This is a genomic window from Mitsuokella sp. AF33-22, assembly GCF_003475755.1.
In the GTDB taxonomy this organism is placed as follows: Bacteria; Bacillota; Negativicutes; order Selenomonadales; family Selenomonadaceae; genus Mitsuokella.
The window spans coordinates 79,581-92,983 of sequence record NZ_QRQA01000005.1; the positions used below are offsets into that span (position 1 = coordinate 79,581).

At 56.8% G+C, this 13,403-nt stretch carries 14 protein-coding genes; all 14 read right to left on the reverse strand.

What is annotated here, in order from left to right; all coding sequences use genetic code 11:
• Window positions 1-114 precede the first annotated feature (114 nt).
• On the reverse strand, window positions 115-4,401 hold the full coding sequence (locus DWZ54_RS04345) for a 2-hydroxyacyl-CoA dehydratase (RefSeq protein ID WP_118474658.1): 4,287 nt from the start codon (window positions 4,399-4,401) through the stop codon (window positions 115-117).
• A gap of 100 nt (window positions 4,402-4,501) precedes the next feature.
• A complete protein-coding gene (truA, locus tag DWZ54_RS04350; RefSeq protein ID WP_118474659.1) occupies window positions 4,502-5,296 on the reverse strand; it encodes a tRNA pseudouridine(38-40) synthase TruA in 795 nt (264 codons plus the stop codon).
• Window positions 5,297-5,340: 44 nt separating this feature from the next.
• A complete protein-coding gene (locus DWZ54_RS04355) occupies window positions 5,341-6,132 on the reverse strand; it encodes an energy-coupling factor transporter transmembrane protein EcfT (RefSeq protein ID WP_118474660.1) in 792 nt (263 codons plus the stop codon).
• Window positions 6,132-7,007: an energy-coupling factor transporter ATPase gene (locus DWZ54_RS04360; protein ID WP_118474661.1), complete on the reverse strand. Its 876-nt coding sequence runs from the start codon at window positions 7,005-7,007 to the stop codon at window positions 6,132-6,134. The genes DWZ54_RS04355 and DWZ54_RS04360 overlap by 1 nt, the downstream gene beginning before the upstream one ends.
• Before the next feature lie 71 nt (window positions 7,008-7,078).
• A complete protein-coding gene (locus DWZ54_RS04365) occupies window positions 7,079-7,939 on the reverse strand; it encodes an energy-coupling factor transporter ATPase (RefSeq protein WP_370245736.1) in 861 nt (286 codons plus the stop codon).
• Between the two features lie 118 nt (window positions 7,940-8,057).
• Window positions 8,058-8,396, reverse strand: coding sequence for a 50S ribosomal protein L17 (gene rplQ, locus DWZ54_RS04370; RefSeq protein ID WP_118014780.1), 339 nt, complete (start codon window positions 8,394-8,396; stop codon window positions 8,058-8,060).
• Window positions 8,397-8,414: 18 nt separating this feature from the next.
• Window positions 8,415-9,374: a DNA-directed RNA polymerase subunit alpha gene (locus tag DWZ54_RS04375; protein ID WP_118014782.1), complete on the reverse strand. Its 960-nt coding sequence runs from the start codon at window positions 9,372-9,374 to the stop codon at window positions 8,415-8,417.
• Window positions 9,375-9,423: 49 nt separating this feature from the next.
• Window positions 9,424-10,017: a 30S ribosomal protein S4 gene (gene rpsD, locus DWZ54_RS04380; protein WP_118014784.1), complete on the reverse strand. Its 594-nt coding sequence runs from the start codon at window positions 10,015-10,017 to the stop codon at window positions 9,424-9,426.
• 19 nt (window positions 10,018-10,036) lie between these two features.
• Entirely contained in the window at window positions 10,037-10,429 is a 393-nt protein-coding gene (gene rpsK / locus DWZ54_RS04385; protein ID WP_005842142.1) for a 30S ribosomal protein S11, read from the reverse strand.
• 17 nt (window positions 10,430-10,446) lie between these two features.
• Window positions 10,447-10,818: a 30S ribosomal protein S13 gene (gene rpsM / locus DWZ54_RS04390; RefSeq protein WP_036377765.1), complete on the reverse strand. Its 372-nt coding sequence runs from the start codon at window positions 10,816-10,818 to the stop codon at window positions 10,447-10,449.
• A gap of 26 nt (window positions 10,819-10,844) precedes the next feature.
• A complete protein-coding gene (gene rpmJ, locus DWZ54_RS04395; protein WP_005842139.1) occupies window positions 10,845-10,958 on the reverse strand; it encodes a 50S ribosomal protein L36 in 114 nt (37 codons plus the stop codon).
• Window positions 10,959-11,091: 133 nt separating this feature from the next.
• Window positions 11,092-11,310 carry a translation initiation factor IF-1 gene (gene infA, locus DWZ54_RS04400; RefSeq protein ID WP_009645081.1) on the reverse strand — a complete coding sequence of 73 codons (219 nt, stop codon included), beginning with the start codon at window positions 11,308-11,310 and terminating at the stop codon, window positions 11,092-11,094.
• Between the two features lie 175 nt (window positions 11,311-11,485).
• A complete protein-coding gene (locus tag DWZ54_RS04405) occupies window positions 11,486-12,130 on the reverse strand; it encodes an adenylate kinase (RefSeq protein ID WP_118014790.1) in 645 nt (214 codons plus the stop codon).
• 16 nt (window positions 12,131-12,146) lie between these two features.
• Entirely contained in the window at window positions 12,147-13,403 is a 1,257-nt protein-coding gene (secY, locus tag DWZ54_RS04410; RefSeq protein WP_118014792.1) for a preprotein translocase subunit SecY, read from the reverse strand.

Consider the following 13,403-nt stretch of genomic DNA (forward strand, 5'->3'; position numbering starts at 1 on the left):
ACACATGTCCTTGCATTGATTTCCTGAACGAAAAGAGCCGCCGCACATGCCATGGTTCTGCATGTACGGCGGCTCTTGGCCCTTATGGATATGGATACACGTTATGACAAGTCATTACGAGTGGCTTTCTGCGACCTTCATGGTATCGGTGTCCGCCTGTTCCTCCACGGACTCCTCTGCCTGCTGCTTCTGGGGGCCGCGTTCTTTTGCGACAGCCAGCATGAGCTTGAGCCGGTTGAGCTGGTTGACCTCCGACGAACCGGCATCGCAGTCGATGGCCGTAAGGTTTGCGCCCTTGTAGCTCTCGCGCAGCTCGTGCATGACGCCCTTGCCCGTGATGTGATTCGGCAGGCAGCCAAACGGTTGCAGGCAGACCACGTTGGGCACGCCCTCGTCGATGAGCTTGACCATCTCGCCCGTCAGGAACCAGCCTTCGCCGGCCATGTTGCCGAGGCTGACGTGGCGCGAGGCGAGCTCCGCCGTCTTGTAGATGGAATGCGGCGGCATGAAGTGGCGGCTCTTCGCGAGTGCCTTCTTCATCGGCTGACGGAAGAACTCGATGATCTTGATGAAGATTTTCGCGAAGAACTCGTCCTTGTACTTGCCGGCCAGGAGCTCGTGCTTCGAGATGGAGTCATAGGCCGAATACAGGAAGAAGTCCACGAAATCCGGCATGACGACTTCGGCGCCCTCTTCGATGAGCACGCGTTCGATGTGGTTGTTTGCCACCGGATGGTATTTGGCGAGGATCTCGCCGACGATGCCGACTTTCGGCTTCCAGAGCGTCTCGTCGATGGGGATATTGTCGAATTCCCGGACAATCTGCTTGATGGTACGCTTATAGGCGAAGAAACCGCCGTCGCGCAGCACGTCCTTGCATTTTGCCATCCACTTGTCGTAGAGACGCTGCGTCTCGCCCTTCTGGAGCTCGTACGGCAGCATGCGGTTGCGGACGTTCTGCAGGAGATCGCCGAAGATTGCGGCCTTGACAGCCGCCACGAGCATCGGGCGCGTGAGGCGGAAGGAATCCGTCTCTTCCGGCAGGCCGTGCACGGCGAAAACCGGCACCTGCGGGAAGCCTGCGTACTTGAGGGCCTGGCGCATGACGCTCATGTAGTTCGTCGCACGGCAGGCGCCGCACGTCTGGAACATCGCAATGCTCGTGTGATCCGGGTCATATTTGCCGGATTTGAGCGCTGCGATAAGCTGGCCGATGACGACAATCGACGGATAGCACATGTCGTTGTTGACGTAGCGCAGGCCGAGATCGATGGCCGCCTTGTCCGGCATCTGTGGCACAACGAGATCATAGCCGAAGTCGCGCATGACTTCCTTGATGAGCTCGAAGTGAATCGGCGCCATCTGCGGCGCGAGAATCGTGTGCGTCTTCCTGCATTCCTCTGTGAAATGCGGGCGCTCGATTGGCGTGACTTCCTGATACGGCACGGGCTTGCGGCGTGCGAGCGCTGCCATCAGCGAACGCAGGCGGATGCGGGCCGCACCGAGGTTCGATACTTCATCGAGCTTGATCATCGTGTAGATGCGATGATGCTGCTCGAGGATTTCCTTGACCTGCCCCGTCGTCAGAGCATCGAGGCCGCAACCGAACGAACTGAACTGGATGAGTGTGAGGTTCGGGTGCTCCGCGACGAACTGCGCCGCATGGTAGAGGCGTGCGTGGTAGCTCCACTGATTGACGACCTCGAGCTTGCCGCCGTGGACCGGCATGTGGTAGACTGCATCCTCCGAGAGAATGGGCAGGTGGTACGACTGGATCATCTCCGGGATGCCGTGGTTGATTTCCGGATCGATGTGATACGGGCGTCCCACGAGCATGATGGCCTGTTCTCCCGTCATGGCGATACGGTCGAGGATTTTCTGGCCGCAGTCGCGGACATCCTGACGATACTGTGCGAGCTCGCGGTAGCCGGCTTCCGCTGCTGCCGTGATCTCTTCCTTCGTCAGGTGCTCATGCGTGCCGAGTTCCTCCACGAGGCGCGCGATCATGCGCTTCTTGTCGTGGATGGGAAGGAACGGCTGGATGAAGTCGATGTCCTTCTCGCGCAGGATATCCATGTTGCCGCGGATATTCTCGGCATACGAGGCCACGATTGGGCAGTTGAAGTGATTCTCCGACGGATGCACATCGTCCTTCATGTTGTACGGTTCACAGGGATAGAAAATCTTCTTTACGCCCTTCTCGACGAGATCCATGATATGGCCATGTGCGAGTTTGGCCGGATAGCACAGGGAATCGGACGGGACCGTCGCCATGCCCTTGAAGTAGAGCTTGGCGCTCGATTTGCCCGAGAGCACGACGCGATAGTTGAGCTTCGTGAAGAAGGTGAACCAGAACGGATAATCCTCATACATGTTGAGCGTGCGCGGGATGCCGATTTCGCCGCGCTGCGGATGCTCGAGCGGGCGATAATGCGCGAAGACACGCTCGTATTTGTAGCGGTAGATGTTCGGCGTATCGGCTTCCTTCTTTTCCCCGCCGATGCCGCGCTCGCAGCGGTTGCCCGTGAAATACCGGCTGCCGTCGGGGAACTTCTGCATCGTGATGAGGCATTTGTTGCCGCAGCTGCGGCAGCGGTATGAGCTCGTCGTCACGGAAAAAGCGTCGAGTTCGTCAGCCGACAGGATGGAGGAATGCTCCTGCCCCGTCTCGAGGGCCAGGATGGCCGCACCGTACGCACCCATGAGGCCGGCGATATCCGGGCGGATGACGTCGCGGTCGAGGAGTTTCTCCATGCAGCGCAGCACAGCGTCATTGTAGAACGTGCCGCCCTGTACGACGATATGGTCACCGAGCTCGCGCACATCCTTGAGCTGCATGACCTTGAAGAGCGCGTTCTTGATGACCGAGAACGCGATGCCCGCCGAGATATCGGCGACCTCCGCGCCTTCCTTCTGCGCCTGCTTGACCTTTGAGTTCATGAAGACCGTGCAGCGCGTGCCGAGGTCGACAGGCGCCTTGGAATCGATGGCCTTCGCCGCGAACTCCGCCGGCGTCATGTGCAGGCCCTCGGCGAAGTTCTGGATGAAGGAACCGCAGCCGGCCGAGCACGCCTCGTTGAGCGTGATGTTGCCGATACTGCCGTCCTTGACGAAGAAGCATTTCATGTCCTGGCCGCCGATGTCGAGTACGAACGTGACCTCGGGGCAGAACTCCTGTGCCGCCCGCAGGTGCGCGAAGGTCTCGACCTCGCCGCCGTCGGCGTGCAGGGCCGCCTTGACGATGGCCTCGCCATAGCCCGTTGTCATCGTGCCGGCAATATGCGTGCCCTCAGGCAGCGCCTTGTAGAGCTCCTTGATTTCCTGTACGACCGTCTTCAAGGGCGAGCCGTGATTGCTGCCGTACGACGTGTAGAGAATCTCCTTTTCTCTGCCGATGGCTGTGATTTTGGTCGTCGTTGAGCCCGCATCGATGCCGACGTAGACGGGGCCGCGATACGCGGCAAGATTGCCGCGCTTTACCTTGTCCTTGTCATGGCGTGCTTTGAAACGCTCATAATCCGCGCGATCCTCAAAGAGCGTGAAGTCGGCCTTGCGCGTCTCCTTGGCCGCTGCTTCCTTCGCCCGTTCGATGCTCTGCTCGAGGATGGGCAAATCGATGACCTTCGTCTCGTCGGAGAGCGCCGCGCCCATGGCCACAAAGTAGTTGCCGTAGTCGACATCGATGACATGGTCATCGTCGAGCTCGAGCGTCTCGATGAAGCGCTTCTTGAGCTCCGGCAGAAAATGCAGCGGGCCGCCGAGGAAGGCGACCCGGCCGTTTATCGGCCGCCCCTGTGCGAGGTTGCCAATGGTCTGGTTGACCACGGCCTGGAAAATCGAGAGCGCAATGTCGGCCTTCTCGGCACCATCGTTCATCAGAGCCTGGATATCCGTCTTGGCAAATACGCCGCAGCGCGAAGCAATCGTGTAAATCTGCTTGCCTTTGGCGGCCAGGTCATTGAGCCCCTTGGCATCCGTCGAGAGCAGCGAAGCCATATGGTCAATGAAAGAGCCCGTGCCGCCGGCACAGACTCCGTTCATGCGCTGCTCCGGTGCATCGCCGAAGTAGGTAATCTTAGCATCTTCGCCACCGAGTTCCACTACGGTGTCCGTCTGTGGTATCAGCTGCTTGACCGCAGTCGCGCAGGCGATGACCTCCTGTACGAAGGGCAGGCCGATGCGCTGCGCAATGCCCATACCGGCAGATCCCGTCAGGGCAAATGAAAATTTCTGCTCACCAACGATGGATTTCAGATGCGTCAGATTCTCCTGCAGGGCGTTGCCGATTTCTGAGAAATGGCGGGCGTAGTTCTTGTAGAGGATCTTCTTCTCATGGTCGAGAACCACGAGTTTGATCGTCGTCGAGCCTACGTCAATCCCCACGTTCAATACTGATTTCATGTTTACACCACCTAGTGTTATACCGTTGTTTACGAAAAAAGCCTTTTACAGGCTTCTTTCATATTTTAGCGCATATACAAGGGGGGTGCAAGTGCATTCGTTACAAATGCAAGTCATTCCCATATTCCACCTGTTCAAGAAACAGGCCGCAGGCCGGTGCTGTAGCCGCTGCCTGCGTGCGGTCGCGGCTCTCCATGATGCGCTGAAAGTCCGCCGGCGCAAGGTCGCCGAGCCCCACACGCACGAGCGTGCCGATGATGTTGCGGACCATGTGGTAAAGGAAACCGCTGCCATGGATCCGGCATGCGAGGATGCCGTGAGGCTCCTCGGCAAGAACCGCCTCATACATGGTGCGGACAGGGCTCATCGGCGCGCCGCCGCTCGCGCGGAAAGCCGAGAAATCATGCGTGCCGAGGATCATCCGCAGTGCCTCCGCCATCGCTTCGTGGTCGAGCGGGCGGCGCACGTACCAGGCGTAGCGGGCCGAGAACGGATCCGGGACCTCTCCCTGCTGGATGCGGTAAAGATACGTCTTGCTCCTCGCGCTGTGGCGCGCGCTGAAGTCAAAATCCGCCTCAGCGGCCGCCAGTACGACAATGTCAGAAGGCAGCAGGCTGTTGACGGCGCGCACGATGCGGTCGACGGGGATGCGTCCGTTCGTAAAGAAATTGACGACCTGTCCGCGTGCATGGACGCCGGCATCGGTACGGCCCGAAGCCGCGAGTTCGATGGAATCGCCGAAGACGACCTGCAGCTTTTCTTCAAGCACATTCTGCACGGCGATGACAGGCGACGTCTGGCGCTGGAAGCCATGGTAGGCCGTGCCGTCATAGGCGACCTTCAGGACGATGTTGCGTGCGCGGGCTTTCATCTCAGCCTTGTGTTCCGGTTTCATATTGCTGCGATATCCTTTCCAAAAACAGAGCAACGGCAGCGCGTTCAGCGCAGGAAGGCCAGGATGGCGAAAAGAGCAAAGGAGACGCCGTATGCGACGTAATCGATGCCCGTCACCTGCAGGGCCTTCATCTGCGTCCGCCCCTCACCGCCGCGGTAGCAGCGGGCCTCCATAGCCATCGCGAGATCATCGGCACGGCGGAAGGCCGAGAGGAAGAGCGGCACGAGGATGGGTACGAGCGCCCGGAGCCGCTTCATGATGCTGCCCTCGCTGAAATCAGCTCCGCGCGACTGCTGTGCCTTCATGATGCGGTCGGTCTCCTCGATAAGCGTCGGCACAAAGCGCAGGGCGATTGTCATCATCATCGCCAGCTCATGCGCTGGCACACCAAAGCGGCGCAGGGGCGACAGCAGGCGTTCCATAGCGTCAGTGAGCTTCAGAGGGCTCGTCGTGAACGTCAGGAGCGACGACAGGAGAATCAGCAGCACGAGACGCAGACAGATCAGGAAGCCCTGCACGAGCCCTTCCATCGTCACGGTAAAGATCCAGACTTTTGCCAGTTCCTCACCTGGCGTGCTGAACAGGTGGATGACAAAGGTAAACAGGATGATCCACCAGAGCGGCTTCACCGAGCGCAGCATCATGCGCATCGGCACGCGCGAGACGAGCATGAGCGCCAGCGTCAGTCCTGAAAGCAGCGCATACGAAGCCGCACTGCTAACAGCAAAGATGGCCACGAGGAAGAAGAAGAGCAGGATGATCTTCGTGCGCGGATCGAGCCGGTGCAGCAGGGAATTTCCTGGAAAAAACTGTCCAATCGTGATATCGGAAAGCATCAGGCCTTCCCTCCCTTCTTGCAGGCCGCCAGTATGGCTCGTTCAGCCTCATCAATCGTCAGCGCGTCTTCTTGCAGCGGCAGGCCGGCTGCACGCAGTTCCTGCATGAGCGTCATGACATGCGGCGGGCGCAGGCCGGCTGCGCGCAGCATCGCCTCGTCGGCAAAAGCCTCGCGCGGCGTGCCGTCTGAGACGAGCCTGCCCTGATTGAGCACGAGCAGATGATCAGCCAGCCGTGCAATATCGTCCATGTTGTGTGAGACAAAGAGAATCGTCATCCCCTGCTTCTCGTGCAGCCGGCGGATGGTCGCGATGAGTTCCTCACGGCCGCGCGGGTCGAGCCCGGCCGTCGGTTCATCGAGCACGAGGTATTTCGGCCGCAGCGCAAGCACGCCGGCAATGGCCACGCGGCGCATCTGGCCGCCACTGAGCTGGAAGGGCGAACGCTTTGCATACGTGTCGTAATCGAGGTGCACGAGTTGCAGGGCTTCCTGCACGCGCTGGCGCGTTTCTTCTTCCGTGCAGCCGAGATTCCGCGGACCGAAGGCCACGTCAGCGGCCACGGTTTCCTCAAAGAGCTGCTGCTCCGGATACTGGAAGACCATGCCGACCTTGCGGCGTGCCTCCTTGGCCGCAGGACGCGCCTTCTTGTCGGCCGGCTGCAGATCGACGCCATCCACGAGCACACGCCCTTTTGTCGGATGCAACAGGCCATTTAAGTGCTGCAGCAGCGTCGACTTGCCCGACCCGGTATGACCCGCAATTGCCGTGAAGGATCCCTCCTCGATGACGGCCGAGACATCCTGAAGAGCCCGCCGTTCAAAAGGGGTCTTGGGCATATAGATGTATTCGATATGTTCCAGCGCAATGGACAACACGTTCACTCCCATCATTTCTTCCATAATAATAAAATACCCCGGCAGCATGCCTGAACACTGCACCACACTCAGGGCACGAGGGCTGCGATGAGTTCCGCATCGGTCAGGATATCTGCGGGCAGCTTCAAGCCCTTCCTGCGCAGGCGCAGAGCAAGCTGTGACGCGAGCGGCACATCAAGGCCCAGCTTCTTCATGCGGTCAGCCTGGGCAAAGATCTCGCGCGGTGTGCCCACAGCGACGACATGGCCCTTATCCATGACGACGATGCGGTCGGCTGCAGCCGCTTCTTCCATAAAATGCGTGATATGCACGATGGTCATGCCGCGCTCCTCGTGGAGCTGACGCACCGTCGCCATAACCTCCTCACGACCTTCGGGGTCGAGCATGGCCGTCGGCTCATCGAGTACGAGGCAATGCGTCTGCATGGCCAGTGCACCGGCAATGGCCACACGCTGTTTCTGGCCGCCTGACAAGAGGTGCGGCGCAAACTTGCGGAAGCGCGTCATATGCACGGCTTCAAGCGCCCGATGCACGTTTTCGCGAATCGTGTCAGGCGGCATGCCGAGATTCTCCGGACCAAACGCCACGTCATCCTCGACGATGGCCGCGATGATCTGATTGTCCGGATTCTGGAAGACCATGCTGACCTCCTGACGGATCTTCCAGAGATCTTCCTCCTCGCACGTATCGCAGCCGGCAATGCGGCAGGTGCCGCGTGTCGGCAGCAGCAATGCGTTGAGATGCTTGGCAAGCGTCGACTTGCCCGAGCCATTCGTGCCGAGAATAGCGACAAACTCACCCCTCTCGATGGCAAGCGAAACATCGTCGAGTGCCTGATGCTCGTTCTCCGTGCCGGCATGGTAGATATGAGAGACATGGTCCAGCTCGATAAAGGCCATACTATCCGTTCCTTCCTGTTCGTATTTCAAATCGACCGTTCCATTATACCGCACTTCGATTGTCAAGACAAATCAAATCATCAGTTGACAATCCATGCACAAAAAAGGCCACCTGCCGAAGCAGATGACCTCATGATTCCGTATGGAATTAGACGAGCTCGATGATGACCATCGGAGCAGCGTCGCCGCGGCGAACGCCGAGCTTCAGGATACGCGTGTAACCGCCCTGGCGGTCTGCGTACTTGCCTGCGATTTCATCAAACAGCTTTCTTACTACATCTTCATCAGCCAGCTGAGCGATTGCCTGGCGACGAGCGCTGAGATCACCGCGCTTTGCGAGCGTGATGAGGTTTTCAGCGAACTTGCGAAGCTCTTTTGCCTTAGCTTCCGTCGTCTCAATGCGGCCATATCTGAAGAAGGAAGTGAGAATGCTCGTGAACAGCGCCTTGCGGGCTGCGGAGTTACGTCCTAATTTTCTGTAGCTCATTGATTTCCCTCTTTCCTGTCAGTCGTTGTTTTGTTTGAGCGTTAAACCGAGTTCCTCGAGCTTCTTCTTGACTTCCTCAAGAGATTTGCGTCCGAGGTTGCGGACCTTCATCATGTCGTCTTCCGTCTTCTCAGCAAGGTCTGCGACCGTGTTGATATTGGCACGTTTGAGACAGTTGAAGGAACGTACGGAGAGGTCGAGATCTTCGATGGTCATATCGAGAACCTTCGAAGAATTATCCTCTTCCTCCTCCGGGAAGGATGCTTCTTCCTCCTCCACTTCCTCCGGCAGCCCGTCCATGTTCTGGAACAGCTTAAGGTGCATGACGAGGATGCCGGCAGCCTTGCTGACGGCTTCCTCCGGACGCAGCGAACCATCCGTCCAGACCTCGAGGATCAGGCGGTCATAGTCCGTCACGTTGCCGACACGCGTATCCTGTACCGTGTAGTTCACGCGCTTGACCGGGGAGAAAATGGAATCGATTGGAATGACGCCAATCGTGTCGTCCGGCTTCTTGTTCTTGTCAGCCGGCACATAGCCGCGGCCGCGCTCAACCGTCATCTCAATCTTGAGTTTGCCGTCGGCGTTGACCGTAGCGATGTGAAGATCCGGGTTGAGGACCTCGATGTCGGCATCACAAATGATGTCGGCAGCCGTGACCTCTTTCTCACCCTCGACGTCAATGCGGATGACGCGCGGCTCATTGCCCGTCATCTTGAGGCAGAGCTCCTTGAGGTTGAGCACGATGTTCGTGACATCGTCCCGGACGCCCGGAATCGTGGAGAACTCATGGAGCACGCCATCAATCCGGATGGAGGTAATCGCAGCACCTTCGAGAGAAGACAGGAGCATGCGGCGCAGGCTGTTGCCGAACGTCGTGCCGTAACCGCGCTCGAGTGGCTCGCAGATGAACTTGCCATAGCGGTTGTCTTCACTGATTTCCGCAATTTCAATTTTCGGTTTCTCGATGTCTATCATCTTGAATGAACCTCCTCAATAACACTATGCGCACAGGCACAAATATTCATTATTTGGAGTACAACTCGACGATAGCCTGCTCGTTGACAGGAACATCGATCTCATCACGGTTCGGGAAACGCGTTACCGTACCCGTGAGGTTGGCCTGATCGGCCTGGAGCCAAGCCGGAGCGGACAGGGCGTTGCTGCTCTCCTTGAGCTCCTTGAAGAATGCATTGCTCTGGCTCTTCTCTGCCACAGCGATTACATCGCCGACTGCAACGAGTGCGGACGGGATGTCAACGCGCTTGCCGTTGACCGTGAAATGGCCATGACGGACGAGCTGACGAGCCTGACGGCGCGTGTTGGCGAGGCCAAGGCGGAAGACGACGTTGTCGAGGCGACGCTCGAGAAGGCCGAGGAGGTTTTCACCCGTAACGCCCTGCATCTTCTTTGCTTTATCGTAGTATCCACGGAACTGCTTCTCGAGCACACCGTAGATGAACTTTGCTTTCTGCTTTTCTTTCAGCTGCGTGCCATACTCGGAAACCTTGCGGTTCGTGCGGCGGAGCTGACGCTTCGATTCTTTGGAACGACCAATAACAGCCGGCTCGATGCCAAGGGCACGGCATCTCTTCAGGGCTGGTACTCTATCAATTGCCATCGGTTAAATGCACCTCCTATTATACTCTTCTACGCTTCGGCGGACGGCAGCCATTGTGCGGAATCGGAGTAACATCTTTGATCATGTTGACTTCGAGGCCCGTTGCCTGCAGGGAACGGATTGCGGCTTCGCGGCCGGCACCAGGACCCTTAACGTAAACTTCGACCTGCTTGAGGCCATGCTCCATAGCTGCCTTTGCAGCCGTCTCAGCTGCCATCTGTGCAGCAAACGGCGTGCTCTTGCGGGAGCCGCGGAAACCAAGGCCGCCTGCGCTGGCCCAGGAAAGTGCATTACCGCTCTTATCGGTGAGCGTAACGATTGTGTTGTTGAACGTAGAGCTGATATGTGCTACGCCATATTCAATGTTCTTACGAACTTTTTTCTTCGTGCGAACTGCTTTCTTAACTGCCACCAGTTAACCCTCCTTTATTAGTCCTTTTTCTTGCCTGCTACAGCCTTTTTCGGGCCTTTACGCGTGCGGGCGTTGTTCTTTGTGTTCTGTCCACGGACAGGAAGACCAAGACGGTGGCGACGACCACGGTAGCAGCCGATATCAACGAGTCTCTTGATGTTCATCTGGCGCTCGCGGCGAAGGTCACCTTCGACCACGACGTTCTTATCGATGACATCACGAAGTTTTACAACTTCGTCCTCCGTGAGGTCTCGCGTACGAGTATCCGGATTGATGCCAGTCATCTTCAGGAGATCCTGAGAAGTCTTGAGACCAATACCAAAAATGTACGTCAAAGCAATTTCAATTCTCTTGTCACGGGGTAAATCTACACCGGCAATACGTGCCATTAATAAAGCACCTCCTTATTCATTCATTAACCTTGTCTCTGTTTGTGTTTCGGATTCTCGCAGATGACCATTACACGGCCTTTGCGCTTGATGATCTTGCATTTCTCGCAAATCCGCTTTACTGACGGTTTTACCTTCATCGTTATATGCCCCCTTTTCGATATTGTCAGTCTTGTCATTTTGCTAGTATACCATGTTTCTTCGCTCCTGCCTAGTGGCAAAGGCGAAAAAAGTCAAATATTTTTTTATAACGGGCAAAATGAACAACTTGACTTATTTGAATCGGTAGGTTATACGGCCACGCGTTAAGTCATAAGGCGTGAGTTCAATCGTGACTTTGTCACCGGGAAGGATGCGGATGAAATTCATGCGGATCTTTCCGGATACATGCGCCAGTACAACATGACCATTCTCCAGCTCAACCTGGAACATTGCATTCGGCAGTGCCTCCAGGACTTTGCCTTCTACTTCAATAACATCTTGCTTCGACATGTCAGTTCTCCTTGTCATAGAAATTGGTTGGGCCAAAGTCATCTAAGGAGCTTCTGCATAATCTTTCAATGCCATGCCCAACAACAGGTTGTCATTTTCCTCTAATCATTGTAATGGGCGGCCACTGGCCGCCCTTACAACACTTCTATCAATTCGGTGAATTCACCGGCAATCCTCAAGCCTTCAGGGCATCAATGAGGTCCTGCGTGACTTTGTCGATTGCCTGTCTGCCATCGACTTCCGTATAGACACCGGCTTTTTTGTAATAGTCGATGAGCGGCTTCGTGGAAGCCTCGTATACGGAAAGGCGATTCTTCATCGTCTCCGCGTTATCATCTGCACGCTGGAAGAGTTCGCTGCCACATTCGTCGCAGATGCCTTCCTTCTTCGGCGGATTGAACTTCGTGTGATACGTAGCTCCGCACTTCTTGCAGATGCGGCGGCCGACTGCACGCTCGATGAGATCCGCAGCCGGAACGCTGATGTTCAGGACGCGCGTCAGGGAAAGGCCGAGATCCTTGAGGATTCCCGTCAGGGCATCGGCCTGTTCGACGGTGCGCGGGAAGCCATCGAGGATGAATCCCTTCTTGCAGTCGTCTTTGGCGAGACGCTCACGAACGATGCCGATCGTGACTTCGTCCGGAACAAGTTTGCCTGCGTCCATGCATGCCTTCGCCTGCTTGCCGAGTTCCGTTCCTTCCTTGACAGCTGCACGGAACATATCGCCCGTGGAGATGTGCGGAATGCCGAACTCTTTGACAAGATTAGCCGCCTGCGTGCCTTTACCGGCACCCGGGGGGCCCATTAACAAGATATGCATAATGTACTGCCTCCTCTTATTTCATGAACCCTTCGTAGTGACGCATGACGACCATGGATTCGATCTGCTTCATGGTCTGGAGCGCAACGCCCACGACGATGAGCAGGGCCGTACCGCCGAAGTAAACGCCTTCAATATGAGTTGCCGCAGCAATCATATTCGGCAGGACGGCGATAAAGGCCAGGAACACGGAACCCGCAAGCGTGATACGAGTCATGACATGATCCAAATAATCTGCCGTTGGCTGTCCAGGGCGAATGCCCGGGATGAAACCACCGTATTTTTTCAGATTCTCTGCCATATCCGATATCTTTACAGTAACCGCAGTATAGAAATAAGTGAAGAAGATGATCAGGCCGACGTAAAGCGCCGTCTGAAGCGGCTTGCCCCACTCAAGATAACTGGCAACGGTCTTTACCCAGGGTACATCAATAAACTGGGCAATGGTTACTGGAAACATCAGCACGGATGACGCAAAGATGATTGGGATAACACCCGCCTGATTGACTTTCAGGGGGATGTGGCTGGAATGACCACCATAGGCTCTCTGGCCGACCACTCTCTTGGCATACGAGATGGGAATGCGGCGGAAGCCTGTCTCAATGTAAACGACGAACATGACCATCGCGAGTGCGATGACGCCGAACATGAATACACTGAAATAGCTGATGGTGCCAGCCTGTACGTAATGGTAAAGAGTTCCAAGGTTCTTCGGAAGAGCCGCGACGATACCGGCAAAGATGATCAAGGAGATACCGTTGCCGACACCCTGTGCCGTGATCTGCTCACCCACCCACATGAGGAAGACCGTTCCCGCTGTGAGGGTGATGGCAATGATGAGGATGTTCACCGGATTCGGATTGAGGATGGCGGACTTGAGGCCGATGGACATGCCGATCGCCTGCAGGAACGCCAGCACCACCGTGAGGTAGCGCGTGACCTGAGTCGTCTTCTTGTGACCCTCCTCGCCTTCCTTGGACCACTGCTCGAGCGTCGGGATGACGACATTGAGCAGCTGGATGATGATAGCCGCATTGATGTACGGCGTGATGCTCATCGCGAAGATGGAAAATTTACTGAACGCACCGCCAGAAAAGAGGTCTAACAGACCAAACAGGTTGCCGTTGGCGAAGAGCTTCTCAAGCGCCGTCGGATCAACCCCCGGAACGGGGATGTGCGTCCCCATCCGGAAGACGGCAAACATGATCAGCGTGAAGATGATCTTTTGCCGAAGTTCTGGAATCTTAAAGATGTTGCCAAGGGCTGAGAGCAC